24 protein-coding genes are annotated in these 26981 nt (G+C 61.4%); 13 read left to right on the plus strand and 11 right to left on the minus strand.

The annotated features are described in order from the left end of the window. Positions 1-598: 598 nt before the first annotated feature. Positions 599-1246: an orotate phosphoribosyltransferase gene (gene pyrE / locus KTN04_RS11310; RefSeq protein WP_217335343.1), complete on the minus strand. Its 648-nt coding sequence runs from the start codon at positions 1244-1246 to the stop codon at positions 599-601. A gap of 171 nt (positions 1247-1417) precedes the next feature. Between pyrE and KTN04_RS11315 the strand changes: the two genes are divergently transcribed. After that, complete coding sequence (locus tag KTN04_RS11315; protein ID WP_217335344.1) at positions 1418-2191, plus strand: exodeoxyribonuclease III; 774 nt, start codon at positions 1418-1420, stop codon at positions 2189-2191. A gap of 36 nt (positions 2192-2227) precedes the next feature. Here KTN04_RS11315 and rph read toward each other — a convergent pair whose 3' ends face one another. Next, positions 2228-2998: a ribonuclease PH gene (gene rph / locus KTN04_RS11320; protein ID WP_305799450.1), complete on the minus strand. Its 771-nt coding sequence runs from the start codon at positions 2996-2998 to the stop codon at positions 2228-2230. A 97-nt stretch (positions 2999-3095) separates the two neighbouring features. Here rph and KTN04_RS11325 point away from each other — a divergent pair, with 97 nt between their 5' ends. The 8 genes from KTN04_RS11325 (at position 3096) to spoT (ending at position 10862) form a co-directional block, all read left to right on the plus strand. After that, the gene (locus tag KTN04_RS11325; protein WP_217335345.1) at positions 3096-3959 is read left to right on the plus strand and encodes a YicC/YloC family endoribonuclease; all 864 of its coding nucleotides are present in this window, start codon (positions 3096-3098) and stop codon (positions 3957-3959) included. Positions 3960-4261: 302 nt separating this feature from the next. After that, positions 4262-5287 carry a TRAP transporter substrate-binding protein gene (locus tag KTN04_RS11330; RefSeq protein WP_217335346.1) on the plus strand — a complete coding sequence of 342 codons (1026 nt, stop codon included), beginning with the start codon at positions 4262-4264 and terminating at the stop codon, positions 5285-5287. A 61-nt stretch (positions 5288-5348) separates the two neighbouring features. Further along, positions 5349-5924 (plus strand): TRAP transporter small permease, encoded by a 576-nt coding sequence (locus KTN04_RS11335; protein WP_217335347.1) that lies wholly within the window; start codon positions 5349-5351, stop codon positions 5922-5924. A 30-nt stretch (positions 5925-5954) separates the two neighbouring features. Next, the gene (locus KTN04_RS11340; protein ID WP_217335348.1) at positions 5955-7235 is read left to right on the plus strand and encodes a TRAP transporter large permease; all 1281 of its coding nucleotides are present in this window, start codon (positions 5955-5957) and stop codon (positions 7233-7235) included. Positions 7236-7258: 23 nt separating this feature from the next. Next, the gene (locus KTN04_RS11345; protein WP_217335349.1) at positions 7259-7699 is read left to right on the plus strand and encodes a universal stress protein; all 441 of its coding nucleotides are present in this window, start codon (positions 7259-7261) and stop codon (positions 7697-7699) included. 60 nt (positions 7700-7759) lie between these two features. Beyond that, the gene (gene gmk, locus KTN04_RS11350) at positions 7760-8386 is read left to right on the plus strand and encodes a guanylate kinase (protein WP_217335350.1); all 627 of its coding nucleotides are present in this window, start codon (positions 7760-7762) and stop codon (positions 8384-8386) included. Between the two features lie 55 nt (positions 8387-8441). Beyond that, on the plus strand, positions 8442-8654 hold the full coding sequence (gene rpoZ / locus KTN04_RS11355; RefSeq protein ID WP_217335351.1) for a DNA-directed RNA polymerase subunit omega: 213 nt from the start codon (positions 8442-8444) through the stop codon (positions 8652-8654). Positions 8655-8738: 84 nt separating this feature from the next. After that, positions 8739-10862 carry a bifunctional GTP diphosphokinase/guanosine-3',5'-bis pyrophosphate 3'-pyrophosphohydrolase gene (spoT, locus tag KTN04_RS11360; RefSeq protein WP_217335352.1) on the plus strand — a complete coding sequence of 708 codons (2124 nt, stop codon included), beginning with the start codon at positions 8739-8741 and terminating at the stop codon, positions 10860-10862. 16 nt (positions 10863-10878) lie between these two features. On the opposite strand, the gene ggt is transcribed toward spoT, so the two are convergent. Next, positions 10879-12612 (minus strand): gamma-glutamyltransferase, encoded by a 1734-nt coding sequence (ggt, locus tag KTN04_RS11365; RefSeq protein WP_217335353.1) that lies wholly within the window; start codon positions 12610-12612, stop codon positions 10879-10881. Further along, positions 12609-13094 (minus strand): asparaginase domain-containing protein, encoded by a 486-nt coding sequence (locus tag KTN04_RS11370; RefSeq protein ID WP_217335354.1) that lies wholly within the window; start codon positions 13092-13094, stop codon positions 12609-12611. Before KTN04_RS11370 ends, ggt begins: the two co-directional genes overlap by 4 nt. Positions 13095-13193: 99 nt before the next feature. Here KTN04_RS11370 and KTN04_RS11375 point away from each other — a divergent pair, with 99 nt between their 5' ends. Next, positions 13194-14501, plus strand: coding sequence for an HDOD domain-containing protein (locus KTN04_RS11375; RefSeq protein ID WP_254262518.1), 1308 nt, complete (start codon positions 13194-13196; stop codon positions 14499-14501). Here the strand turns inward: KTN04_RS11375 and KTN04_RS11380 are convergent, their stop codons facing one another. Further along, a complete protein-coding gene (locus KTN04_RS11380) occupies positions 14502-16430 on the minus strand; it encodes an ATP-binding cassette domain-containing protein (RefSeq protein ID WP_217335355.1) in 1929 nt (642 codons plus the stop codon). A gap of 20 nt (positions 16431-16450) precedes the next feature. Here KTN04_RS11380 and KTN04_RS11385 point away from each other — a divergent pair, with 20 nt between their 5' ends. Both KTN04_RS11385 and KTN04_RS11390 read left to right on the plus strand, forming a co-directional pair. Beyond that, the gene (locus KTN04_RS11385) at positions 16451-16966 is read left to right on the plus strand and encodes a TIGR02444 family protein (protein WP_217335356.1); all 516 of its coding nucleotides are present in this window, start codon (positions 16451-16453) and stop codon (positions 16964-16966) included. 46 nt (positions 16967-17012) lie between these two features. After that, positions 17013-17717: an FKBP-type peptidyl-prolyl cis-trans isomerase gene (locus KTN04_RS11390; protein ID WP_217335357.1), complete on the plus strand. Its 705-nt coding sequence runs from the start codon at positions 17013-17015 to the stop codon at positions 17715-17717. 29 nt (positions 17718-17746) lie between these two features. Here KTN04_RS11390 and KTN04_RS11395 read toward each other — a convergent pair whose 3' ends face one another. Together KTN04_RS11395 and rsd are read right to left on the minus strand one after the other, a co-directional pair. After that, positions 17747-18718, minus strand: a complete 972-nt coding sequence (locus KTN04_RS11395) for a WD40 repeat domain-containing protein (protein ID WP_217335358.1) — start codon at positions 18716-18718, stop codon at positions 17747-17749. Next, complete coding sequence (gene rsd, locus KTN04_RS11400; RefSeq protein ID WP_217335359.1) at positions 18715-19188, minus strand: sigma D regulator; 474 nt, start codon at positions 19186-19188, stop codon at positions 18715-18717. Before rsd ends, KTN04_RS11395 begins: the two co-directional genes overlap by 4 nt. Positions 19189-19321: 133 nt before the next feature. Here rsd and KTN04_RS11405 point away from each other — a divergent pair, with 133 nt between their 5' ends. Further along, the gene (locus KTN04_RS11405) at positions 19322-19720 is read left to right on the plus strand and encodes a flagellar basal body-associated FliL family protein (protein WP_217335360.1); all 399 of its coding nucleotides are present in this window, start codon (positions 19322-19324) and stop codon (positions 19718-19720) included. Between the two features lie 4 nt (positions 19721-19724). On the opposite strand, the gene gshA is transcribed toward KTN04_RS11405, so the two are convergent. The 4 genes from gshA to KTN04_RS11425 all read right to left on the minus strand — a co-directional run bounded on the left by gshA (position 19725) and on the right by KTN04_RS11425 (position 26877). Beyond that, a complete protein-coding gene (gene gshA, locus KTN04_RS11410) occupies positions 19725-21287 on the minus strand; it encodes a glutamate--cysteine ligase (protein WP_217335361.1) in 1563 nt (520 codons plus the stop codon). 70 nt (positions 21288-21357) lie between these two features. Next, on the minus strand, positions 21358-23628 hold the full coding sequence (locus tag KTN04_RS11415) for a Tex family protein (RefSeq protein ID WP_217335362.1): 2271 nt from the start codon (positions 23626-23628) through the stop codon (positions 21358-21360). 17 nt (positions 23629-23645) lie between these two features. Further along, positions 23646-25082: a pyruvate kinase gene (gene pyk, locus KTN04_RS11420; RefSeq protein WP_217335363.1), complete on the minus strand. Its 1437-nt coding sequence runs from the start codon at positions 25080-25082 to the stop codon at positions 23646-23648. A gap of 187 nt (positions 25083-25269) precedes the next feature. Beyond that, entirely contained in the window at positions 25270-26877 is a 1608-nt protein-coding gene (locus KTN04_RS11425) for a methyl-accepting chemotaxis protein (protein ID WP_217335364.1), read from the minus strand. Positions 26878-26981 lie beyond the last annotated feature (104 nt).

A 26981-nucleotide genomic window follows, 5' to 3' on the forward strand; every position in this document is an offset into this window, starting at 1 on the left:
GGTGGCGCTCATCCTGTCAGCCAATCACGTCCTGTGAACCTCGATGATTATAATAGGGGCTCGGCTGGTGGCCGGCTATAGGAATAATTCCTAAAATTGCGCAAGCCCCATTTGCTTTATTTGTATGCGGTTGATGAGCGTGAACAAGTGGGATTTCACACAATATTCAAGACGGGTGGATACGTGAAAGCTGTGAACAGGTAGCAAGAGATGCTGTGAATAAGTATATAGGATGAATCACAGGGTGTGATTCAGACCCCTGGCATCATGCATACTCAAAGGTGTGGATAACCGTGAAGGCCGCTTTTTGCCGCATGGCTGACTTAGTTACCCCCAGCTGTGTGCAGCCCGACACACTGCCTGTATATTCGGGAGAGACGAGAGGAGGCTGTGAATAACAAAGATATACACAGTTGTGGAAAAGGGCCCCGCTGCATCCATTGCCAGGGACCCTGTCGCCAACATCCGTGTCAGCCGCTGCGTGACTCCCACGCAGACATTTGAGGTGCCGATACTCCATTCAGCGTGTCACATCCTGTGAACCTCAAAACCAATAGTACCCATGCACAAAGAGTGGGTATATAGGAAAAACTCCTATTTAAGCCTGGATACCATATTCCGCGCGATAGGCTTCAATGGCGGCCAGCTCGGCCTGCATGTTGCCGCGCTCCTGAAGGTATTCCACCAGATCGTTCAGGCTGATGATGCTGATGACCGGCATCTTGTAGTCGCGCTCGACTTCCTGGATGGCTGACAACTCTCCGGTGCCTTTTTCCTGACGATCCAGGGCAATGAGAGTGGCCGCCGGACTGGCTTTGGCCTGTTCGATGATGGACATCACTTCACGGATGGCTGTGCCGGCCGTGATAACATCGTCGATGATGAGTACGCGACCTTCCAGAGGAGCACCGACCAGATTGCCGCCTTCGCCGTGGTCCTTGGCTTCTTTGCGATTGAATACATAAGGCACGTCCTTGCCATACTCATTGGCCAGTGACACACAGGTGGCGGCAGCCAGCGGAATGCCCTTATAGGCCGGACCCAGCATGACATCAAAGTCGATACCCGAATTCTCCAGCGCAGCGGCGTAGAAGCGGCCAAGCTTGGCTAGCGCAAGACCAGAGTCGAACAGGCCGGCGTTAAAGAAATAGGGGCTTTTGCGGCCGGACTTGAGGGTAAATTCCCCGAAACGCAAAACGTTCTTTTCCAGTGCAAACTCGATAAATTCACGTTGATAGTCCAGCATCGGTCTCTCCGCAGCGATAATGAAAACAACGCTATGATACCCGCTGCAGTACATGGCATCCATGCGGTATAAGGTTAGAAAGATTTCAATTTTGTGCCCGCAGTGGGTACAATTTGCGTTTACCTTCCATCCCAGATTCGTCCGAATTCGCTCAACGGGGCTAAGACACTTATGCGTGTGATCACCTTCAATACTCAGGGTATTGAACAGGCTGCAGACAACGGTTTTTTTGACTGGATGACCAAGCAGGATGCCGATGTAGTATGTCTGCAGAATCTAAAGGCAAAAGAATACCAGCTGGATGGCGATCGCTATCACCCCGAGGGTTATCACGCCTACTTCTTTGATGCCTTTGAAGACGGTTTCAGTGGTGTTGCCCTGTACACGCGCCACTTGCCCAAGGCGATCATGACCGGTTTGGGCTTTGAGCAGTGTGATTTCAACGGTCGTTTCATTCAGGCCGACTTTGACAAGGTCAGCGTCAGTTCCATGACGATCCCGTCCGGGCTGCGCAGCCCTGAAGAACAAGCAGCCAAGATGGAATATCTCGAGCTGTTCATGGGGCATCTGAAAAAGACGCTGCGCAAGCGTCGAGAGTTTATTTTCGCCGGCACGTTCAACATTGCGCATCGTCCGGTTGATTTGAGTAACTGGTACGTTAATCAGCGGGTATCAGGCTTCCTGGCGGAAGAGCGTGAATGGATCGAGGAAGTGCTGGGTGAAATGGGCTATGTGGATGCTTTCAGGGAAGTGAACAAGGCCGAGCGGCAGTATACCTGGTGGCCGGATTACAACCGCGCCTGGACCTTGAACGAAGGTGCGCGCCTAGACTATCAGATCACCACAGCCAATTTGCGCAAGACCGTCAAGCAGGCACAAATTTACCGTGATCAGCGCTTTTCGGAGCATGCACCCCTGATCATCGATTACGATATCGATATCTGAAACGAAACGGGCCGCTGATCAGCGGCCCGTTTGCCATCACTCGGCCAGTGCCTGTTTCTGTAGCTCAACCAGCTCGCCGATACCCTTGCGTGCCAAGGCTAGCATGGCATTGAGTTCGTCCTGACTGTAAGGCGCGCCTTCGGCAGTCCCCTGTACTTCGATGAAACCGTCGGCGTCCGTCATGATTACGTTCATATCGGTCTCGGCCGCCGAATCTTCGACGTAATCTAGATCCAGGACTGCCTCGCCCTTGTAGATGCCCACGGAGACCGCGGCAATCATCTGCTTGACTGGATTGCCCTTCATGGCTCCATTCTTGTCTTTCTTCAGCACGGCGATGGCATCCATCAATGCAACGCAGGCACCGGTGATGGAGGCCGTGCGGGTGCCGCCATCGGCCTGAATGACGTCACAGTCGATGGTGATGGTGTTCTCGCCCAGCTTGTTCAGATCCAGTGCGGCACGCAGGGAACGGCCGATCAGGCGCTGAATCTCGATGGTACGGCCGGTTTGCTTGCCCCGCGCCGCTTCACGATCGGAGCGGGTATTGGTAGAGCGTGGCAGCATGCCGTACTCGGCGGTGACCCAGCCGGAGCCGCTGCCGCGCAGAAAACGCGGTACGCCGCGATCAACGGTCGCGGTACAGATCACCTTGGTATCGCCGAATTCAACCAGAACCGAACCTTCTGCATGGCGGGTGAAATTGCGCGTGATGCGCACATCGCGCATCTGGTCCGGCTGGCGACCGCTGGGGCGCATCTTGTTCAGTCCTAGATTCTGCAGTTGTTCAGAAAAGCTCGAACTCATGTGGCCTGTCCTTCTGTGTCGTCACCCGGTTCGCGCGCAATGCGAGGATGACTGTTAGAATAATGAAAAACACAATTCTAATAGAGATCGATCGATTATGACACGCAGCATGACCGCCTTTACCCGACAGGAGATTCAGCAGCCCTGGGGAACCCTGATCTGGGAGTTACGCTCCGTCAATCATCGTTATCTTGAGCCGCATTTCCGGTTGCCGGACTCGTTGCGTGACATCGAAGGCGGGCTACGTGAAGCCCTGCGCAAGGCGATCAGTCGCGGCAAGATCGAGGCGACCCTGCGCTTTGTGCCGGAAAAATCCGGCGGCGCCCTGCAGGTGGATCAGGAGCGCCTCGCCGAGGTGTTGGCAGCGACGCGAGAGCTGACAGCGGCGGGAGCCGAGATGGCCGCGCTCAACCCGCTGGAGTTGCTGTCCTGGCCCGGCGTACTGGTAGAGTCGGCACTCGACATGCAGGCCGTGCGACAACAGGCGCTGCAGCTGTTCCGCCAGGGACTGGATGATCTGGTGGTAGGGCGTGAACGCGAAGGGGCCGAGCTGAGTCAGCTGATTCACCAGCGTCTTGATGCCATCGATGCCATCGTGGCGGATGTCCGTCGGATGATGCCGCAGATCCTGCAGGGCCAGCGTGACACCCTGCAGCAGCGTTTGGCGGAGCTGAGTGGCGAGCTGGACGCCGGTCGCCTGGAGCAGGAAGTGGTGCTGCTGGCTCACAAGGCTGATGTGGATGAGGAGGTGGATCGGTTGAATACCCACGTGCAGGAGGTGCGTCGGGTACTCAAGGGCAAGGGACCGATCGGGCGTCGACTCGACTTCTTGATGCAGGAACTCAATCGCGAAGCCAATACTTTATCGTCCAAATCCATCGTGGCGGCGACCACGCGCAGCGCCGTTGAGCTTAAGGTGCTGATCGAACAGATGCGCGAACAGATCCAGAATATCGAATAACTTGTCTGCCCCGCCTCGTAAAAGCATCGCAGTGCGAAAACATTCAAGCGCGATGCTTTTGCCCCGTTGTTTGCGATAGCATTATCACGTTAAAGGTTGTTTTTTTATCATACCTTCGGCGAAATTTGCTGAAATTAACGAATCAAGCATGTTGGATGATCAGTCCTGTTTAGTTTTCAGCGCTTTTTTTGCATCATAATCGTTAGATATGCTAAGTATTTAATAAGGGCTACTCTTACCGAGGCAGTCAGGCGGTCCACTGATGGACCCTGTCCCGAGCAATTGACGATTGGAGATCTGAGATGACCAAGCTGAAAACACTGGTAGGCGCCTGCACGGTCGCACTGGCGACTCTGGGTGCTACCGCGAGTGCGCAAGCTGCTACCTGGCGTTACGCCTTCGAGGAAGCCATTACCGATGTGCAGGGGGTCTATGCCAGCAAGTTCAAGGAATACATCGAAGCCAACTCGGATCACTCCATTCAACTCTTTCCCTATGGCACCCTGGGTGAGTCGGCCGACATCATGGAACAGACACAGGCCGGTCTACTGCAGTTTGTCGACCAGTCTCCGGGTTTCACCGGTTCGCTGATTCCGGAAGCACAGATCTTCTTCATTCCCTACCTGTTGCCGGAAACCCACGAAGCACTTGATCATTTCTTCCGTAACAGCAAGGCGATCAATGAAGATTTCAAGGCCATTTATGCCCAGCACGGTCTGGAACTATTGAAGATGTTCCCCGAAGGGGAGGTGGTCATTACCACACAGAAACCCTTTGAGGCGCCGGAAGGCCTAGATGGCGTCAAGGTACGCGTCATGACCAACCCGCTGTTGGTCGAGTCCTACAAGGCGTTTGGCGCCACACCGACGCCGCTGCCTTGGGGTGAAGTCTACGGTGGTCTGCAAACCAACATCATCCAGGGTCAGGAAAACCCGCTGTTCTGGGTTGAATCGGCCAAGATGTATGAGGTGACTGACGTCATCACCTTCACCGGTCACAACAACTTCACCACTGCGGTGATGGCCAACAAGCGCTTCTTTGACGGCCTGCCGGCCGACGATCAGCAGTTGGTGCAGGATGCCATGCAGGTCGCCTTCGATCACATCATGGAATACCAGAAGGGACTGAGCGAGCGCTCTCTGGAGAAGATTCTGGCAGAGAAGCCGGACATGAAAGTGGTTCGCCTGACCGAAGAGCAGCGTGCTCCCTTCCGTGCCGCGGCTGAAGAAGTGGAAGCCAAGTTCGTCGACATGACCGGCGACAGTGGCACGGCCCTGCTGCAGCAGTTCAAGCAGGATCTGGAAGCAGCTCAGGCAGCTGCCAAGTAAACCCCGTGGATGCGGCCCGGTTCCGTTTCTCGGGCCGCAACATCCAGACGAGACCCATCCCATGTCCAAACACAGCCTGCCAGGGCGCGAGTCTTCCCTCCCTGGCCCCCTGGGCTGGATCGATACCTGGCTCGGGCGTGCAGAAGCCCTGATGCTGGGGGCCGGCGTCCTGCTGATGGCCCTGAATACGGTTGCCAACGTCATCGGACGTTTCCTGTTTCAAAACAGCCTGTTCTTTACCGAAGAAGTCAATCGCATTCTGATTGTCATGATTACCTTTGCCGGTGTCGGCTATGCCGCGCGCCACGGCCGTCATATCCGCATGTCGGCACTGTTCGATGCGGTTCCGGTGGGCGGACGGCGCTGGCTGATGGTGTTCATTGCACTGGTAACGTCACTGTTCATGTTTGCGCTGACTACTTTCTCGGTGCGCTACATCATGAGTGTGGCCGATTCCGGGCGGATTCTGCCGGCGCTGCAGATACCGGTATGGTGGATCTTTCTGTGGGTACCGCTGGGGCTGGCCGTGACTGGCATCCAGTATCTGCTGACGGCACTGAAAAACCTGCTGTCACGCGATGTGTACCTGTCGACACAGGTACTGGACGGATATGACAATGACGAAACCGAGGTATAACCGGACCTCCGGCTGTACAGGAGTACACCGATGACCACGATCATGGTCGGCACGATGATCGTGCTGTTGCTGTTGGGCTTTCCGATGATGATCCCGCTGATCGCGGCGGCTTTCATTGGTTTTTATGCCATGTTTGGCGGCTTTGACCAGATGAATTTCATGATTCAGCAATTCATGGCCGGCATTCGCCCGGCATCGCTGATTGCCGTGCCCATGTTCATTCTGGCGGCTGACATCATGACGCGCGGGCATTCCGCCGACCGTCTGATCAACATGGTGATGAAATTCATCGGCCACATTCGCGGTGGGCTGGCGATCAGCGCAGCCACGGCCTGCACCCTGTTTGGCGCCGTGTCCGGCTCCACCCAGGCCACGGTAGTGGCGGTGGGCTCGCCACTGCGGCCGAAAATGCTCAAGGCCGGTTACAAGGATAACTTCGTGCTGGCACTGATCATCAATGCCAGTGACATCGCTTTCCTGATTCCGCCCAGTATCGGCATGATCATTTATGGCGTGGTGTCCAACACATCCATCTCCGAGCTGTTCATTGCCGGTATCGGCCCCGGGCTGCTGATTCTGGGCATGTTTGCGCTGTACAGCTACATCTACGCCACCATCCATAAGGTGCCCACCGAGGAGAAAGCCACCTGGCCCGAGCGCTGGCGCGCCGTGCGCCAGGCTATCTGGCCGTTGGGTTTTCCGGTCATCATTGTCGGCGGCATCTATGGCGGGGTGTTCAGCCCCACCGAAGCGGCGGCAGTGTGCGTACTCTATGCGGTGATTCTCGAATTTATCGTGTTTCGCTCCCTGAAGCCGATGGAGCTGTACAAAATCGCCAAATCCACCGGTCTGATCACGGCGGTGGTATTCATCCTGGTGGCGGCGGGTGCGGCGTTTTCCTGGATCATTTCCTTTGCCCAGATCCCTCAGGCGATTCTGGCTTCCATTGGTCTGGCCGATGCCAGCCCCACCGGCGTACTGATTGCCATTTCCATCGCTTTTTTCATCGGCTGCATGTTTGTGGATCCGATCGTGGTGATTCTGGTGCTAGTGCCGATCTTTGCCCCGGTGGTGCAGGCGGCAGGTATCGATCCGGTACTGGTCGGGGTGCTGATCACCTTGCAGGTAGCGATTGGCTCGGCAACCCCGCCGTTCGGTTGTGACATATTCACCGCCATTGCCATTTTCAAGCGCCCTTACATGGAGGTGATTCGTGGTACGCCGCCGTTCGTGTTCATGCTGGTACTGGCAGCGGCGCTGCTGATCATCTTTCCCCAGATAGCGCTGTTCCTGCGTGACCTGGCGTTCTGAAACCACAAGCGAGGCAGACAAGCATGTTCAAACGGATACTGGTTCCCGTCGACGGTTCGGTCAAGGCACTGCAGGCGCTGGATAAGGCGGTCGAGCTGCAGCAGCTGACCGGTGCCGACATCATGCTGCTGTGCGTGTTCAAGCATCACAGCCTGTTTGAAGCCTCGCTGTCGATGGTGCGGCCCGACCAGATGCAGATCCCGGATGAGGCGTTGCGTGAGTACGCACGCGAGGTGATCGAACAGGCGCGTGCCCATGCCTTGCATGAAGGGGCGCAGGCGCTGCGGGGCTTCGTCAAGGGCGGGCGCCCCTCCAAAACCATCATCCGCATGGCGCGTGACAAGGATGTGGACCTGATCGTCATGGGCAGTCGCGGCACCACCGGGGATGTGGATGGCATGCTGATGGGCAGCGTCTCCCAGCGGGTGGCCGGACATGCGCACTGTCCGGTGTTGGTGGTTTGATCGACTGCCGGGCAACGGCTATAGTGCGCGCTTTCCCAGTCACCAGATCGGAACGGACAGATGAACCAGCTTGCCGGTACGTTGTACATTCTTTCAGCCCCTTCGGGCGCGGGTAAAACCAGCCTGGTCAAGGCTCTGCTGCAGCAGGATGAGCAGGTGGTGGTCTCGGTCTCCCATACTACCCGCGACATGCGTCCGGGCGAGCAGGACGGCGTCGACTACAACTTTGTCACCATGGATGCCTTCAATGCCCTGATCGAGCAGGGCCAGTTCCTGGAATACGCCGAGGTGTTTGGCAACAAATACGGCACCTCCCAGCAGTGGGTGAAGGAACAGCTGGCGGCTGGCCGTGACGTGATCCTGGAAATCGACTGGCAGGGCGCCGAACAGGTACGCCATCTGATGCCGGAAGCGGTGACGGTATTCATCTTGCCGCCCAGCCGTGCTGCCTTGCGCGAGCGCCTCAACGCCAGAGGCCAGGACAGCGAGGCCGTCATCGACGGACGCATGGCGGAAGCGACCAGCGAAATGAGCCATTACCCGGAATACGATTACCTGCTGATCAACGACGACTTCGAGACGGCACTGCAGCAGCTGGCGAGCCTGTTCAGCGCCCGCCGCCTGCGCCAGTCGGCACAACAGCTGAAGCAGGCCGGGCTGCTGGAACAGCTCTTGTCTGAAGACTGAAAGCCCCGTAAACTGTCGTGTCCTTTAGTTCTTTCCAACCCTGTTCGAGGTCGCAATGGCACGAGTAACCGTTGAAGATTGTCTGGAAAATGTAGAAAACCGCTTTGAGCTGGTGATGGTTGCGTCCAAGCGTGCGCGTCAGATCGCAGTAGGGGGGCAGGATCCCAAGGTCGAGTGGGAAAACGACAAGCCCACGGTTGTCGCCCTGCGTGAAATCGCGGAAAACCTGATCGATAAAAACGTGATGGACGATCAGGATCAGCGCTGATCTTTTCCCCGCGACCGTTATACGGCATCATCAGAGGGTAGGTGGCTGACGTCAGTCAGCCTTCAGCCCTTAGCGGAGACGTTGATGCCGACGATAGACGCCCTTTCCCATCGCCTTGACGAATACCTGACATCCGATCAGATTGCCCGCGTCAGGCGCGCCTATTTTTATGCCGAACAGGCGCATGATGGCCAGCGCCGCAAGAGCGGTGAACCCTACGTAACGCACCCTCTGGCCGTGGCCAACATTCTGGCTGGCATGCATATGGACCATCAGAGCTTGATGGCGGCCATGCTGCACGACGTCATCGAAGACACCGAAATCGACTATGGCGGCATCGAGGGCCAGTTCGGCACTTCGGTAGCGGATATCGTGGATGGCGTGTCCAAGCTGACGCACCTGGAATTTGAAACCAAGGCCGAAGCCCAGGCGGAAAACTTCCAGAAGATGGTGCTGGCGATGGCGGAAGACATCCGCGTCATTCTGGTCAAGCTCGCCGACCGTCTGCACAATATGCGCACTCTGGGCGCCATGCGGCCCGACAAGCAGCGCCGCATCGCCCGTGAAACCCTCGATATCTACGCCCCCATTGCGGCCCGACTGGGCATGCGTGACCTGCAGGTCGAGCTGGAAGACCTGGCGTTTCAGTCCTACTTCCCGATGCGGGCCAAGCGGATCCGCCGGGCGGTGGTGCATGCGCGCGGGCAGCGCAAGGATATCATCGAGCAGATGCGTGAAAGCATGCAGACTCGGCTGGACCAGGAAGGGCTGAGTGGACAGGTGAGCGGGCGTGAAAAGCATCTGTACAGCATCTATCGCAAGATGAAGGTGCAGCGCAAGGCGTTCGCCGACATCATGGACGTGTTCGCCTTTCGGGTGGTGACCGACTCGGTGGATGACTGCTATCGCATCCTCGGTGCGGTGCACAACCTGTACAAGCCGGTGCCGGGCTGTTTCAAGGACTACATCGCCATTCCCAAGGCCAACGGCTACCAGTCGCTGCACACGGTCCTGTTCGGGGCCAGGGGCATGACCATCGAGGTGCAGATCCGTACCCGTGACATGGATGCGGTGGCCAGCCAGGGCATTGCCGAGCACAGTCATTACAAGGTCAAGGGCAGCACCGAAACGGCGCGCGGCTCCTACAATCGGGCGCGCAAGTGGGTGCAGGGGCTGCTGGAGATGCAGCAGAACGCCGGTGACTCCATGGAGTTCATTGAAAGCGTGAAAAAGGACCTCTTTCCCGACGAAGTCTATATCTTCACGCCCAAGGGCCGCATTCTGGAACTGCCGCGCGGGGCCACGCCAGTCGATTTCGCCTATGCCGTGCACACCGATATCGGCAATTCCTGCGTGTCCTGTCGCATCAATCGCCGCCTGGCGCCCTTGTCTGAGCCGCTGGAAAGCGGGCAGACCGTGGAAATCATCACCACCCCCCGAGCCCAGCCCAACATGGCCTGGCTTAACTTTGTCGTCACCGGCAAGGCGCGCACCAGCATCCGTCACTTCCTCAAGAACCAGCAGCGCAACGAGTCAGTGGAGCTGGGACGGCGTCTACTGAGCCAGTTCATGGGTAACTATGGGGCATCGCTGGACGATATCGATTCCGAACGTCTGGCACAGCTGCTCAAGGAAGCGGACTTCAAGACCCTGGATGATCTGCTCGAGGACATCGGCATGGGCAACCGCATGGCCTATGTGGTGGCGCGCCGGCTGCGGCCGGAGGCTCAGACGGAGCAGGACGCAGCCCCGGTGGAGCAGGGGCGGGCGCTGGCGATCCGCGGAGCCGAGGGCATGGTGATGCAGTATGCGCGCTGCTGCCACCCGATCCCCGGTGACGCCATCATCGGCCATGTCAGCAGCGGTCGCGGCCTGGTGGTCCATCGTACCGAGTGCCGCAACATCGGCTACCTGCGCGATAACCCGGAAAAGACCATCTATCTGGAATGGTCGGCACCGCAGGATAATGAAGAAGAGTTCGTGGTCGGTCTGCAGCTGGAAGTACGCTCCCAGCGGGGCATCATCGCCAACCTGGCCACGGCAGCAGCTCATGTGGGCGCCAATCTGCTCAAGATCGACAGCGGTGAGCGTGACGGTCAGCTGTGCAGCGTGCAGATGGAGCTGACCGTATTCAACCGCGTGCACCTGGCGCGAGTGATTCGCAAGCTACGCGGGCTCAGCTCAGTCAATCACATTACTCGCCAGTAAGGAGACGGGGCGCGGATCAGCGCCCCAGTGCCAGCCCTTCCCGGCGTGGGTCCACGCCGGCTTCCCAGCGTCCGTCCGCCCGTTGACGCAGGGCGTGGAGCCCGCTGTTCAGATCCCGAATCCTGATCTCATGCCCGCGCGCCTCCAGCGCCGGCTGCAGTGCCGCGGCGGCCGTGCCCTGTTCCAACTCGGTGATGCCGTTGCGGTTGCTGACGTGGCCCTGCAGCAGCAGGGCCTGCAGCGGCTGGTCGGTGTGCAGCATGCGCAGCAGCGTGGCGGCAACATAGTTGATGATGCGGCTGCCGCCGGGCGAACCCAGGGCCGCGACCGGCTGTTGCTGGGCATCCAGCACCACCACCGGCGCCATGGAACTGCGCGGGCGTTTGCCCGGTTCGATACGGTTGGCCACCGGGCGGCCGTCAGCCTCGGGCACAAAGGAAAAGTCGGTTAACTGATTGTTGAGCAGAAAGCCTCCAGCCATCAGGGTCGAGCCGAAGGCCATTTCGATACTGGTGGTCATGGACACCAGATTGCCCGCCGCATCCCGAATGACGAAATGGCTGGTGGACGGGCGCTCCGGCGACTGGTCGTCGCTGCGCGGCAGTGCCGCGGGCTGTCCCGGGGCCACGTCACCCATATCGCGCTGCGGGTCGATCAGACGGGCGCGCTGGCGCAGATAGTCCGGCGCCAGCAGGCCTTCGACCGGCACCTCGACAAAGTCGGCGTCCGCCAGGTAGCGGCCCCGGTCGGCATAGGCCAGGCGACTGGCCTGGGTCAGCAGGTGGCTGAAATCCAGCGGTGACAATTGGCCGGGGTCTTCTGGTTGGGCTTCCATTACGCCCAAAATCTGCAGCAGGGTAACACCGCCGGACGTGGGCGGGGGAAAGCCGCACACCCGGTAGGTCCGATAGGGACGGCACAGCGGCGTGCGTTCGCGCGCACGATACTCGGCCAGGTCGTCACGGCTCAGCCGCCCGGGATTGTCGGCTGCGGCGTCGACGGCGGCAATGATGGCATCGGCCAATGGACCGCGATAGAAGGCATCGGCGCCGTCACGGGCAATCAGGCTCAGGGAGTCGGCCAGGGCCGGGTTGTGACGGATGAAGCCGACCGGCAGCGGCTCGCCTGCCGGGGTGAAGAAGTAGTCGCGGGCCGCCGGGTAGCGATCCAGTCCCGGGTTGATGCCGCCGGCAATGAGGCGGTGCAGGCGCGGGCCTACTTCAAAACCGGCACGGGCCCGGGCAATGGCCGGGGCGAATGCTTCGGCCCAGGGGCGTTTACCGTGATGGTGGTGTGCCAGTTCCAGCATGCGTAACACGCCGGGCGTGCCCACCGAACGGCCGCCCACCAGGGCCTGCTGCCAGGGCATGGGCCGGCCATCCGGCTGTAGAAAAAGTTCGGGGGTTACGGCTGCGGGCGCTGTTTCGCGGCCGTCATAGGCGCGCAGCCGTGCCTGTTCGGCATCCCAGTACAGCAGAAAGGCGCCGCCACCGATACCGGATGACTGGGGTTCGACCAGAGTCAGCATGGCTTGTACCGCGATGGCGGCGTCCAGCGCACTGCCACCCTGTTCCAGCAGGGTCATGCCGGCACGCGTCGCCAGCGGGTGGGCACTGACCACCAGTGTATCGCGGGCGACCACCGGGTCGGGCTGTTGCCAGCCGGTGGCATGTTCCGGCGCCAGGGATTCGTTGACAGCATGGGCGCTGGGCAACAGCAACAGTGCCAGCAGGCAGACAATGCGGATCATGTGCACTCCTCGAAGACACCGGCGACGCGGTTCTTGACGGTGCGTTCGGGATGGAACACGCGACCGTTCATGAAGATGTAAACGCCCGGTGGCATGGCCTGGCACAGAGCCACGGCACCGCCCAGGTTGAAGGCTGCATCGCTGTCGCGAAAACGGGCCGGCTGCATGGCGCCGGTGAGTACGATGGTCCGGTTCTCTAGGCTCTGCAGCGCCATGGCGGTCTGCACCAGGGTATCCGTGCCGTGGGTAATGACGATGTGACGGCAGTCATCGGCCAGAACGGCTTCTCTGAGCGCGCTGCGGTCGCTGTCGTCCATGTCCAGACTGTCCTTGCGCAGGACGCTCTGGACCCGATACTGACCGCTGAACCCGGCCATCTGCATCAGTTCTTCGGCCATGGGGTCGCCGATGCTGTAGTCACTCAGGGCATCGTAATAGACCTTATCGATGGTGCCGCCGGCGGCGAGAATTTTGATCTGCATGGGATGTGTGCGCTTCCTGTTTGCTTTAGGCTTGGATACATTAAAGCTCTGCCTGTCGTCATGACAGCTTAACCCATTCACGCTACGGGAGAGAAAGCCTTGTCTGTTGGAGTGCCTGGCCTGAACGAAGAACGATCCGCAACCGCGCGCCTGGTGTTGCTGCATGACCGTGCGGGCAAGGTGCTGGCATTGTTGCCGGCCGCCGCGCTGCTGGACCTGAACCGGCTGTGTCAGCTGGCCGGCCGCGAGCTGCAACCGGTCAAGGCGGAAGACACGCGGCGCTTTTTCGAGCAGCCGGCGCTGGCAACCGCGGCGGGTCGTGAGCAGCTGTTCACGCTGCCGCTGCTGCTGGATGAGGCTCTGCCGGCCAGCGCTCTGAGCTGTCAGGAGCCCTACTCGGGCTGGCAATGCCTGCTGTCAGCGCTGCCGGCGCACGAACGGGTGCTCAAGGGTCGCTTCGGCAGCACGCCCCAGGTGCCTGCCCAGGTGTCGGCGGGGCTGGCCGATGAGACCGTCATCAACCGCGCGGTGGAGCGCTTCACCAGCGTGCGGGTCCGCCAGCGACTGCAGGATCTGCTCGGGCTGCCGGGGCTGTCCGAGTCGATGCGCACCATCGTGCAGCTGCGCTCCAACCCCGATGCCGGTGTCGATGACCTGGTGCCGGTAGTCAAGCGCGACCCCAGCCTGTCGGCACAGGTGATGGGCTGGGCATCGTCGCCCTACTATGCGGCGCCCGGCAAGGTGCGCTCGATCGAGGATGCGGTGATTCGCGTGCTGGGCTTTGATCTGGTGATCAACCTGGCCGTGGGCGTGGCGATGGGCAAGGTGCTGAGCCTGCCGGAGGATACCCCCCGCGGCTCGGTGTATTACTGGGATCAGGCCATCAGCACGGCGACCCTGTGTGAGCTGCTGGCGCGCAAGTCATCGCTGGATGAGCGTCCGCGCCCGGGACTGGCCTACCTGGCCGGGTTGCTGCACAACTTCGGTTATCTGGTGCTGGGGCATCTGTTTCCGCCGCACTTTTCACGCCTGTCGCGCTACATCGAGGCCAACCCGCATCTGGAGCAGCAGCAGGTCGAGCAGGAGATCCTGCACGTGACCCGCGAGCAGATCGGTGGCTGGGTGCTGGATAACTGGAAACTGCCCGATGAGGTCTGTGCCGCGGTACGTTTCCAGCAGGTGCCGGAGCAGGCCGGCGAACATGACACCTATGCGCAGATTCTGTACCTGGCCAGTCGGTTGCTGCGGGTCGAGGGGCTCAGCGACGGCCCCCGGGTGGCGGTACCGGCCGTGCTGCCGGCGCAGCTTGGCCTGACGGCGGAGCAGGTCGAGGCGGCCGTGGCCACCGTGAAGGCCCAGGCCGAAGAGCTGGCGCAGCTGTCGCGACTGTTCGACCAGGCGTCCTGATCAGTCGGCCTCGGCCAGCTCGGCTTCCAGGTACTCCAGTGCTTCCTGTTGCGCCAGCCACTCGGCCTCGGTATCGTCCAGCTGGCGCTTGTGTTCGGCCTGGCGCTGCAGTAGCTGCCTGAGCTCGTCTTTGCGCCCCTCGCTGTACAGGTCGGTATCGGCCAGCGTGACTTCGATTGCTTGCAGCGCCGCAGACAGCGTTTCCATCTGTTGCTCCAGCTTGCCGATAGCCTGTTTCAGCGGCCGCAGGCGGGCCCGCTGCTCCGCCTGCAGGCGCTTTTGTTCCTTGCGCTCGGCGGCGCTCAACGAGCGTGGCCCTTCTGTTGCCGTGGCTTCCGCTTCGCGCTTCTGATCTTCACGGCGCTGCTGTGCCAGCCATTGGTGGTAATCGTCCAGGTCGCCGTTGAACTCGCTGATTTCGCCATCATGCACCAGCAGAAACTGGTCGACGGTATTGCGCAGCAGGTGGCGGTCGTGTGAGACCAGAATCAGGGCGCCTTCAAAGTCCTGCAGGGCCAGCGTCAGCGCCAGACGCACTTCCAGATCCAGATGGTTGGTGGGTTCGTCCAGCAGCAGCAGGTTGGGCTGCTGCCAGGCGATCAGCGCCAGTGCCACGCGGGCCTTTTCACCGCCGGAAAAGCGTCCTACCGGGTCCAGGGCATCATCGCCGATGAAACCGAAACTGCCGAGGAAGTTGCGCAGTTCCTGATCGCTGGCGTCGGGACTGATGCGCTGCAGGTGCAGCAAGGGAGAAGCCTGCATGTCCAGCGCCTCCAGCTGATGCTGGGCGAAGTAGCCGATGCGCAGGTGCTCGCCTTCCTGACGTTCACCGGCCTGCAGCGCCAGGTCGCCGACCAGAGTCTTGATCAGGGTCGACTTGCCGGCACCGTTGGCACCCAGCAGGCCTATGCGGGCGCCGGGTACCAGCGTCAGCGACTGCCGTCGCAGGATGGTGCGATCCGGGTAGCCCAGATCGGCCTCGTTCAGGCTCAGCAACGGCGTGGACAGCTTATCGCTGGCATCGAAACGGAAGGTGAACGGCGAATCCACGTGGGCCGGCGCGATCTGCTCCATGCGCTCCAGCTCCTTCAGGCGGCTCTGCGCCTGTTTGGCCTTAGAAGCCTTGGCTTTGAAGCGGCGCACGAAACTCTCGATCTGTTCCACCCGGGCCTGCTGCTTCTCGAAAGCCGCCTGCTGATGGGACAGCTTTTCGGCCCGCAGGCGCTCGAAAGCGGTGTAGTTGCCCTTGTACAGGGTCAGGCACTGATGGGCCTGGTGCACGATATGGCTGACCACGTTGTCGAGGAAATCACGGTCATGGGAGATCAGCAGCAGGGTGCCCGGGTACTGGCGCAGCCACTGCTCCAGCCAGATGGTCGCATCCAGATCCAGGTGGTTGGTGGGCTCATCGAGCAGCAGCAGATCGGACGGGCACATCAATGCCTGAGCCAGGTTGAGACGGATACGCCAGCCCCCGGAGAAGCTGCTCACCGGTCGCTCGGCATCACCGGGGGCAAACCCCAGGCCTGCCAGCAGCAGGTGTGCGCGGGACTCGGCGCGATAGCCGTCCATCGCATCCAGGGCCGCATGCAGCTCACCGATGCGACCGGCCTGATGCTCGGCCTCGGCGCGAGCCAGCTCGGCCTGTACCTGCCGCAGGCGATGGTCGCCATCAATGATGTATTCCAGTGCGCTGCGCTGGGTGCTGCCCACTTCCTGGGCCATGTGGGCGATACGCAGTTGGCCGGGCAGCTTGAGCTCACCGGCATCGGCGTGCAGTTCACCCAGCAGCAGCTTGAACAGCGAGGATTTGCCCACGCCGTTGGCGCCGACAATGCCCACTTTCCAGCCGCCGTGCAGAGTGAGGTTGGCCTCGGCTAGCAACTGCTGCGGGCCGCGATGTAAGCTAAGGTTCTGTATCTGAATCATGGCGGAGATAGTATCACAGCATGGCTCTGGACAATCCTCTCTGGCGCTATGCGCTGGCACTTTATGCACGTCCCGGGGTTGAACAATGCGCGCTGCGCCTGCAGGATCAGGGAGCGGTGGTCAACTGGCTGCTGTTGGCCTGCTGGCTTGGGCAGCGACAGGTCCCCCTGACGGCGGCCCGTTGCGCGGTGGCGGAAGACGACTGGCAGGCCGGGGTGGTGTCACCCCTGCGCCACCTGCGCCTGCAGCTACGTGCCCGGCGTCAGGAGCGGCCCGAGGTGGAGGCCTGCTATCGGCACCTCAAGCAGGCCGAACTGGCCGCTGAACAGATCGAGCTGATGCAGCTGTGGCAAGCGTCGCGCAGCTGGCCGGCCGAGCCTGGTACAGAGGGGGCTGCACAGGTGCGCGCTAATCTGGACCGCTATGCGCGCTGGCGCGCCCTGTCGCTGTCCCCGGTGGACCTGGAAACGCTGAGTGCCGCTGCCGCGGGTTTGTCGCCCCCGGCAGCTGAACTTTCCTCCGGCGGCACTTACTAATCACAGACATACGTACGCTTAACGACGCGAACCCAAGGACATGATGATGAAGAAAAGCATGCTTGCCATCGCCCTGAGCGGTGCTCTGGTTGCCGGTACGGCCGCTCAGGCCGAAACACTGGAAACGGAACAGCAGAAACTGAGCTACAGCCTGGGACTGATCCTGGGTGAACGTATCCAGGCGGATGTGGATGAGCTGGATATCGAGGCCTTCACTCGTGGCGTTGAAGCGGTCTATGCCGGCGAAACTCCGCTGCTCGATCAACAGCAGATTGCCGAAGTGATGCAGGCGTTCCAGAGCCGCAAGATGGAAGAGCAGCGTCAGGCCATGGCCAAGCTGGCTCAGGACAACCTGGACAAGGGCCAGGCGTACATGGCGGAAAACGGCAAGAAGGACGGGGTCGAAACCACCGAATCCGGGCTGCAGTATGAAGTGCTGGAAGCCGGCAGTGGTGCCAGCCCCACGGCTGAGGACACGGTCAAGGTGCATTACCGCGGTAATCTGATCGACGGTACCGAGTTCGACAGCTCCTATGCGCGCAACGAGCCGGTTTCCTTCCCGCTGAACGGCGTGATTCCGGGCTGGACCGAAGGACTGCAACTGATGAAAGAAGGTGGTAAGAGCCGCCTGGTGATTCCGGCCGAGCTGGCCTATGGTCCGGGTGGTATGGGCAACGCCATCGGCCCCAACGAAACACTGGTGTTTGAAGTCGAGTTGTTGGAAGTCAATCCGTCAGACGGTAAGGAGTAAACGCCCGGGCGGGCGGACAGTGGTGACGTTCAGCGCAGCCAGTTGACCCGCCCGTTGCTACCGATGGCCAGCCAGCTCTGGCTGTCGGCACCAAACCCCAACGCCACTACGCCGGTGCTGGTTGGACCATAGGCCGCGGCCTTGTCGACTTTCCAGCGGCGCATGACCTGCTGGCGGTTAAGATCCCAGAGTTCCACCGTGCCATCGGCACGCCCGGTCAGCAGTTGATCGCTATTGCGTGAAAAGCGGGCACTCAGGTAGCTCAGGCGACGCGGGAACAGGGCCTCGTTACCGCTGAGGGTGAACAGTACCCGGCCGCTTTCGGTATCCCATACCAGCGCCTGATCGAGGCTGCCGGCACTGAATGCCAGCCGACCGTTCGGTGACAGAGCCACCGTATCGACGGCGTTGCCCAGTTCGATACGCTGCACTTCTGTGGCATTTTCCAGATCCCAGAGGCGCGCGATGCGGTCATCGGCCCCGGTAAGGGCGAAACGTTCGTCGCTGCTCAGGGCCACGGCGCGCACCCGTGCCGGGTGGCGTAGGCTGGTGCGAATGCCGCCCCGGCGAATGTCGAAGTAGACCGCCTCGAAGGTATCCAGGCCCAACAAGGCGTAGTTACCCTGGGCGGACAGCTCGGCATCCAGAATTTCGCCCGGTGAACTCCAGAACCCTTCCGACTCGCCGCTGGCCAGGTTCCACAGCACCAGATCCTGGGGGGTGGCGGTCAGGGCATAGCGACCCTCGGGCGAGAAGTCGACGGCCGACAGCACGCTGAACTCGCCGGCCTGGTGGTTCCAGTCGAACTGGCGGGCCTGCTGCTGCAGGTCCCAGAGACTGCCGCCATGGCTGACGGCCCCGACCAGCGCATGGCGGCCATCGGGGCTCAGGTCGGCGCTGTAGACGCCGCTTTGCTCAGTGAGCGCGTGGGATTCGTCTGCCGAATCGGCACCACAGCCGGCCAGCAGTGCGGCACTTAACAATGGCAACAGGCGTTTCACGTAGCGCTGACCTGATCCTTGTGGGCGTTGTGCAGAATCTCGATCAGCTGGTCTTCCAGGGAGAATCGCTCTTCCAGGGTTTCGCCCAGGTTGGAGAGGTCGCGAGACAGCTGGCACAGCTGCTGCAGGGTCGGTGTGTCCAGCGTGCCGTAGGCATCGTTGAAGTCCAGAGCCGCGTCGGTGGAAGGCTGGATATAGGGCAGCAGGGACTGGGCCTGTTCAAGGCTGCCGTCATCGAACTCGTCACCTTCGCGCAGCAGCTGCTCGTAGACCTCGAAATGGCCCGAGGAGAGGTAATCCATCAGCAGATCGCAGAAGTCGCCGACAGCCCGGTTCAGCGGCGTGCCGGCCGCCTGGCCCGGAATGGATACGAACACGGCGATCAGCTGCTGACGTTCTTCCAGCCAATGATCGATGATCGTGCTGACACCGCCCCAGCGGTCTTTGGCGTTGCGGCATTTTTCAAGCATGCTGATCCCTCCGAGGTTGGTTGTCTCAATACTACTGCCACCCCCGAAAGGGTGCAATACACACGCCGATGGCATGGAGAAGGGGGGCGAGCAAAAGGTATACTGGGTAAAACGAGATCAGGAGAAACAGGCCATGTGGCGAAACTGGATGCGCGGACTGCTGATGCTGGCCGCCCTGGGTAGCCTGCCGGCACAGGCGGATGAAACCCCGGAAGACTATATCAATTACATTGAACTCAAGCCTTTCGTTACCAACTTCGGTGGCCCGGGGCCGGTGCGCTTTCTCAAGGCGGAAGTGACCGTGCAGGTGGATGACCCGGCCGCTCATCATGCGGTGAATGCGCATATGGCTCATATCCGCAATGACCTGGTATTTCTGTTCTCGGCGGTGGAAGAAGAGGAGGTCGGCAGTGTGGCGGCACAGCAGTTGCTGGCTGAAGAAGCACTGCAGGCGGTACAGCGGTTGTTGAAGGAAGAAACCGGCCAGACCCATGTGGCCGATCTCTTCTTCACCAGCTTCGTGACCCAGTAAGCTTTCAGCTGGCGATATACTCTGCCAGGAAGTCGGTAAACGGCACGGTCGGCTCGGCTTCCAGCGCGGCCTGTGCCGCCAGGGACGTCCGGGCGGCCTGCTGCAACTGGCGGGCATACTCTTCCTGCAGCAGTGGTGCCGTGCGCGCGCGGTGCCGGCGGCTCATGGCCAAGACCCACTGACTGTGGCTTTGGCCACTATCACGCAGAGCCGCCAAGACCTGTGCCGAGGGTGTCAAATCCGGCTGGTCCACCTTGGCGCGCTGGGCCTCAACGGCTTGGCTATAGCACTGACCACCCTCGATATCATCCAGCATGCGTGCGGTGCGCGTCACTTTGTCCAGAATGCGGTGTGCCAGCTGTTCGCGCGGTTGCTCACCTTCGGGGCCATGCAGCATCAGCCCCGGCTCACGGCCGCGGTTGACGACCCGAGTGTGGTTGTCGGCGACACGGGCACACTCCTGCTCGTCCAGGTCGTCGGCCTGGCCCAGCAGACAGCTGATCAGAAAGGCGTTCAGGAAATGTGACTGCTCCAGGTCGATCCCCAGTGGCAGCAGCGGGTTGATATCGGTGTTGCGCACTTCCACGTATTCCACGCCGCGCTGCATCAGCGCATGCACGGGCTTCTCGCCGGACTCGGTGACCCGCTTGGGGCGCACATCGCTGTAATACTCGTTCTCGATCTGCAGCACGTGGGTATTGAGCTGGCGGTACTGGCCGTCCACCTGCACGCCAATCCGTTCATAGGCCGGGTGCGAGGTGTGGATCGCCTTGTGCAGCGAGTCGGCGTAGCTGTCCAGGTGATTGAAACAGATCTGCAGGTCAGCCTGTGCCTTGTTAGAGTAACCCAGATCGCTCATGCGCAGCGAGGTGGCGTAGGGCAGGTACAGGGTATCCGCATCCAGCTGTTCCAGGCTATGCGGGCGGCCGGCCATGAACGATGCCGACAGCGCCGGCGAGGCGCCGAACAGGTACAGCAGCAGCCAACCGTAACGGCGGAAGTTGCGGATCAGACGGAAATAGCCGGCGGAACGAAACGCCTGCAGGCTTTCGGTATTGCCTTCCAGCTGCTGCCAGGCGGGCCAGAAGGCCTCGGGCAGCGAGAAGTTGTAGTGGATGCCGGCGATGGTTTGCATCATCTTGCCGTAGCGGTATTTCAACCCCTGGCGGTAGACATGCTTGAGCTGACCCACGTTGGAACGGCCGTATTCGGCAATCGGGATGGCGTCCTCACCCTCGATTTCACAGGGCATGCTGGCACACCAGAGTTCCTCGTCGCCCAGCTGGCTGTAGGTGAAAGCGTGCAGCTGAGTGAGAAAATCCAGTGCCTGGGCAGGGGTATCGTGCACCGGCGTGATGAACTCCAGCAGTGCCTCCGAATAGTCGGTGGTAATGAAATCGTGGGTCAGGGTCGATCCCAGCCCCGCCGGGTGTGGCGTCTGAGCAATGCGGGCATCGGGCGTGACCCGCAGGCCTTCCTTCTCGATACCCTGGCGGGTCCGGGTGAGCAGTGCGCCATGGCCGGCCTGGGCCAAGCGTTCGAGTTGGTGTTCGAGGGTTGCCAGCACCGTGGTGATTCCTGTGGTTGAATCGTTAGGGGGCGCATTATACGTCCACCCCCCGTCAAAATGCATCCGCTCAGCGGCGCCAAGCACTCAGCCCGGCGGCTTTCAGCTTGTCGGCCATTGAGCCCTTGACCGGAGCCGTATTAGCCTGGCGCCGGTCTGGCCTGGAGGCACTGGCGCGCTGCGCGTCCGTCGGTGCCGTATCGGCAGCGGATTTCATGGTCAGCGCAATACGCTTGCGCGCCTCGTCCACCTCCAGTACTCGCACCAGTACGATCTGGCCGCTGCTGACCACGGCATGCGGGTCGCTGACAAAACGGTCGGCCAGCTGAGAGATGTGCACCAGCCCGTCCTGGTGTACGCCGATATCGACGAAGGCACCGAAATGGGTGACGTTGGTGACCACGCCTTCCAGTGCCATGCCAGGCTGCAGGTCCTTGAGTGTTTCAACCCCCTCGGCGTACTGAACCGAACGGAACTCGGGGCGAGGATCGCGGCCCGGTTTTTCCAGCTCGCTGATCACATCGCGGACGGTGTAGCGGCCGTAGCCCTGGGCCTCCAGGCCGGCCGGATCGACCTGTTTCAGCGTGTCGGTCTGTTGCAGCAGCGCCTGCAGTTTCAGCCCGCAGCTGGCGGCGATGGCCTCTGCCAGCGGGTAGCTCTCCGGGTGCACCGCGGAGTTATCCAGCGGTTCCTCGCCGTCGCGGATGCGCAGGAAGCCGGCACACTGCTCGAATGCCTTGGGCCCCAGGCGCGGCACCTTGAGCAGCTGGCGCCGGTTGCGCAGGGCACCGTGCGCGTCACGCCAGGCAACGATGTTGTCGGCGGTGGTGGCATTGAGACCGGCGACATGACGGAGCAGGGCGGCCGAGGCCGTGTTGACGTCGACGCCGACGTGGTTGACGCACTGTTCGATCACGCCATCCAGCGACTCACCCAGCCGGTTCTGGTCCACATCGTGCTGGTACTGGCCGACGCCGATCGACTTGGGGTCGATCTTGACCAGCTCCGCCAGCGGGTCCTGCAGGCGGCGGGCGATAGAAACGGCACCACGGATGGTGACATCAATATCCGGGAATTCGGCCGCCGCCAGTTCGGAGGCTGAGTAGACGGAGGCACCGGCCTCGTTGACCAGCACTGCCTGGATGTTCTGTTGCACCGATTTGCACACCGCCTGCGCCAGCTGTTCGGTCTCGCGCGAGGCGGTGCCGTTACCGACGGCGATCAGCTCGGCACCGTGCTGCTTCGCCAGCGTGGTCAGTGTATGCAGCGACTTGTCCCACTGCTTCTGCGGCGCGTGTGGATAGATGGTGGTGTAGTCGACCAGCTTGCCAGTGGCGTCGATCACCGCCACCTTGACGCCGGTGCGCAGACCCGGGTCAAGGCCGATAGTGGCCTTGGCGCCGGCCGGCGCGGCCAGTAGCAGGTCGCTCAGGTTGCGGGCGAACACCTCGATGGCGGACTGGTCGGCCTGTTCGCGCAGGCGCTTGATCAACTCGGTTTCCAGCGAAGGGCGCAGTTTTTTCTGCCAGGCCTGCTGCAGCGTCTGCTGCATCCAGCTGTCCAGCTGGGCCGAGCGCAGTTTGTGGCGTCGGGCCATCTGCTCTTCCGGCCAGCCGTTCAGGCTCTCGGGCAGGTGCAGACTGGCCTTGAGTACGCCTTCGGCCACGCCGCGCAACACGGCCAGGGCGCGGTGCGAAGGCACGCGGGCCACGGGCTCGGCGTATTCAAAATAGTCGCGGAACTTGCTGTCTGGGTCGGCCTTGCCGCGGGCGGCGCGGACCTGAAACGCGCCCTGCTGCCAAAGACGCTGGCGCAGGGTACCGATCAGCTCGGCATCCTCGCTCAGGGTTTCCAGCAGAATCTGGCGCACGCCTTCGGCTACCGCATCCGGATCGGCAAAGCCGGCCTCCGCGTTGAGAAACTGTACCAGTTTAGCTTTCGGTAGGGCGCCGTTCTGCAACGCCTCCAGGGCCAGCGGTTCCAGTCCTGCCTCCCGGGCTTCCTGCGCCTTGTTGCGGCGCTTGGGGCGATAGGGCAGGTAGAGGTCTTCCAGTCGCGCACGCGTATCGGCGGCATTCAGTGCCCGCTCCAGTTCTGGCGTCAGCTGGTCGTGTTCGCGCAGACGGTCGAGGATGGCGTCGCGGCGGCTGTTCAGCTCGCGCAGCTGGCCCAGGCGCTCGTGCAGCTGGCGCAACTGGGTATCATCCAGGGCGCCGGTCTGCTCCTTGCGGTAACGGGCAATAAAGGGAAGGGTGGCGCCCTGATCGAGCAGGGCGAGGGTGGCGGCGACCTGAGCCGGCTTGATGCTCAGCTCGGTCGCCAGTTGCTGTTCAATGGACATGGCGGCTCGTATCGGAATCAGGGCACCTGCAGGATCTGCAGGGAGTTGGTACCGCCATGCTCGCCGATGCTGGCCCCGCGGGTCAAGATGACGCGGTCACCGCTCTGCAGCAGCTCGCGCGCCTGCAGGCCGGCCATGATCTCGTCATTGAGGCGCTCTTCGGCCACGGCGGTGGCATCGAAGAACATTGGCATCACACCGCGGTACAGGGCCATGCGGCGCAGGGTGCGGTGATTGCGGGTCAGCGCGAAGATCGGCAGGCCGGAACGGATACGGGACATCCACAGCGGCGTGGAGCCGGACTCGGTCAGGCAGATGATTGCCTTGACACTTTCCAGACCGTTGGCGGTGTACATGGCAGCCCGGGCGATCGCCTCGTCGGTGCGCGTGCACAGGTGATCTGGCGCAACCGGGGCCGGGCGTGACAGTTGATGCTTCTCGGCGCCCTGGCAGATGCGGGTCATCGCTTCCACCACTTCGACCGGGTAGTTGCCGGCAGCGGTTTCGGCCGACAGCATCACCGCATCAGTGCCGTCGAGGATAGCGTTGGCCACGTCGAACACCTCGGCGCGGGTCGGCATCGGATTCTGGATCATGGTTTCCATCATCTGGGTGGCGGTGATCACCACGCGGTTGAGCTGGCGGGCACGCTTGATGATGTGCTTCTGCACCCCGATCAGCTCGGCATCGCCGATCTCCACACCCAGGTCGCCACGGGCGACCATGACGCCGTCACAGGCATTGATGATCGCGTCCAGCGCTTCCGGGGTGGCCACGGTCTCGGCCCGTTCTACCTTGGCGATGATCTCGGCACGGCTGCCGGCGGCTTCCAGCAGACTGCGGGCGGTGTTCAGGTCCTCGGCGGTGCGCGGGAAGGAGACGGCGACGTAGTCCAGCTCCAGCTCGGCGGCGACCTTGATGTCGTGCTTGTCCTTGTCGGTCAGCGCCGCGGCGCTCAGACCGCCGCCCTGACGGTTGATGCCCTTGTTGTTGGAGAGGGGGCCACCCACGGTGACTTCGGTTTCGATACGGCTGCCGTCAATCTTCAGCACCTTCAGTTGCACGCGGCCGTCATCCAGTAGCAGGACATCCCCCGGCACGCAGTCCTGTGGCAGCGCCTTGTAGTCGACGCTGACGGCCTGCTGGTGGCCGGCGGTTTCGTCCATGGCCGCATCGAGGGTGAAGCGGTCGCCGATGGCCAGTCGGATCGGCCCGTCCTTGAAACGGGAAATGCGAATCTTCGGACCCTGAAGGTCGCCCAGCAGCGCGACGGCCTCGCCGGTGCGGCGGCTGGCTTCACGCACGGCCTCGACGCGTTTACGTTGGTCGGCGGCACTGCCGTGGGAAAAGTTCAGACGTACCGTGTTGACGCCGGCGCGGACAAGCGCGTCCAGTACGCCCGGTGCATCGGTAGAAGGACCCAGGGTGGCAACAATTTTGGTACGCTTAAGCATCGATTCGCTCTCATGTCGGGGGAGGGTCAGGGTTCAGACTAAAGTATGACTGTGCGAGGTGTTTTTCAAGTTTCAGCACGATTTCGTTCGATATGGGCTGACAGTCATCAGTATGCCGGATAAAAACTGAACTGCGACCACCACGGCGGCACCGCCCGGTCATGGCCGGACGGTGCGGTGCCGAGGATCAGAGCTGGAAGCGGTTGACCATCTGTTCCAGACGCTGTGCCAGCTGGGCCAGTTCGTCGGAGACCTGGTTGAGGTGCTCGGAGCGTTCGGCGGTTTCCTCGGCGCTGCGGCTGATCTCGGTGATACTGCGCTCGACGCTGCTGGCCATCTCGCTCTGCTCACGCACGGCGCTGGCCACCTGGTGGTTGAGGTCGTTGATCACCCGCACCTCTTCGTTGATGTGGGTGAGCGAGGTATTGCAGCGCTGCACCTGTTCCACCCCTTCGCCGGCCGCCGTCTGGGCTTCACGCATCACTGCGACGGCATCCTTGGCATCGGCCTGGAGCTCGGCAATGATGGCGTTGACCTCTTCGGTCGAGTTGTGGGTCCGGCTGGCCAGGGTGCGTACCTCGTCGGCGACCACGGCAAAGCCGCGTCCCTGCTCCCCGGCCCGGGCCGCCTCGATGGCCGCGTTCAGCGCCAGCAGGTTGGTCTGCTCGGCGATCTGCTGAATCACTTCCAGCACCGTGCCCACGTTCTGGCTCTGGCTGTCCAGCTTCTGGATCACGCCGGTCGCACGCTCGATGTTTTCCTGCAGGCGATTGATGGCGGTGATCGTCTGTTGGGTAATGTCCGCACCCTCGGTGCTTTCCTGCAGCGCCATGTCTGAGGCGGTCACAGTATTCTCGGCACTGGCGGCCACGCTGCGTGTCGCTGCTTCCATCTGCTCCATAGCCGAGGCGACCGAGCTGGTCTGCATCTGCTGATGCTGCACGGCAGAGGCGGACTCCGTGGCCACGCGGCTGATGCGGTTGCCCGAGTCGGCCAGCTGGGCCACGGTCTGGTTGACCTGCTTCATGCTGTCATGGATGTCGTCCAGCATGGAGTTGAAGGCGTTGGACATCTGGCCGATTTCGTCGCCGGAGTCGACCGGAATGCGCAGGTTGAGATTGCTGTCGCGTTCGATGGCATGGATGGTATCGGACAGGCGGTTGACCGGACGCACGACGATGCGGCGCAGCAGCAGGCTGACCAGGATGATACCGGCGACAAACAGGCCCAGCTCGATCAGCGCCACGCTGATCAGGTTGCTGTTGACCTGTTTGTCCAGGGCTTCGAACGAGTAGGTGACCCGCACGGCACCGATCACCTCGCCTTCGCTCACCTGGTGGCACAGCAGGCAGTTGGTGCCCTTGTAATCGGCGACGGCCTTCATCGGCGTGACCACGGTCAGGCGGTGGCCCTGGGCGTCATCCATTTCGGCTACCACGTGCTCGCCCTGCATGGCGCGCCGATCCAGCTCGTCCACAGGGTGGGAATCGGCGCTGCCGGGGCCGTATACGTCACTGATCTGCTGACCGCGAATGATGCGTGCCTCGGTGATCGACTCGTTGGACAGAATCTTCTGCTGCAGTGTTGCCCGGTTGGCCATGGCGCCGCTGAGCATGAGCATGTTGATGCTGTCGAAGTAGGAATCGGCGGTATCCAGCGTCGACCGGGTCACGACTTCATCGACCAGCGAGGTTTCACTACGGTAAATGGTGGTCAGGGAGCTGACCAGAATGATCACGAACACCGCGACCAGCGACAGGTTGACCTTGTGTTGAATCGAAAGCCCTTTTTGCACGGTGTGTCATCCCGGTAATCATGAAGAAAGGATTAAAACTGACCCCAGCAGTATACAGATCCTAGGGTAAAAAACGCTGATCTGCCACAAGCGGCGATGGCACC

The sequence above is a fragment of the Marinobacterium weihaiense genome (genome assembly GCF_019061305.1).
Taxonomy (GTDB): Bacteria; Pseudomonadota; Gammaproteobacteria; order Pseudomonadales; family Balneatricaceae; genus Marinobacterium; species Marinobacterium weihaiense.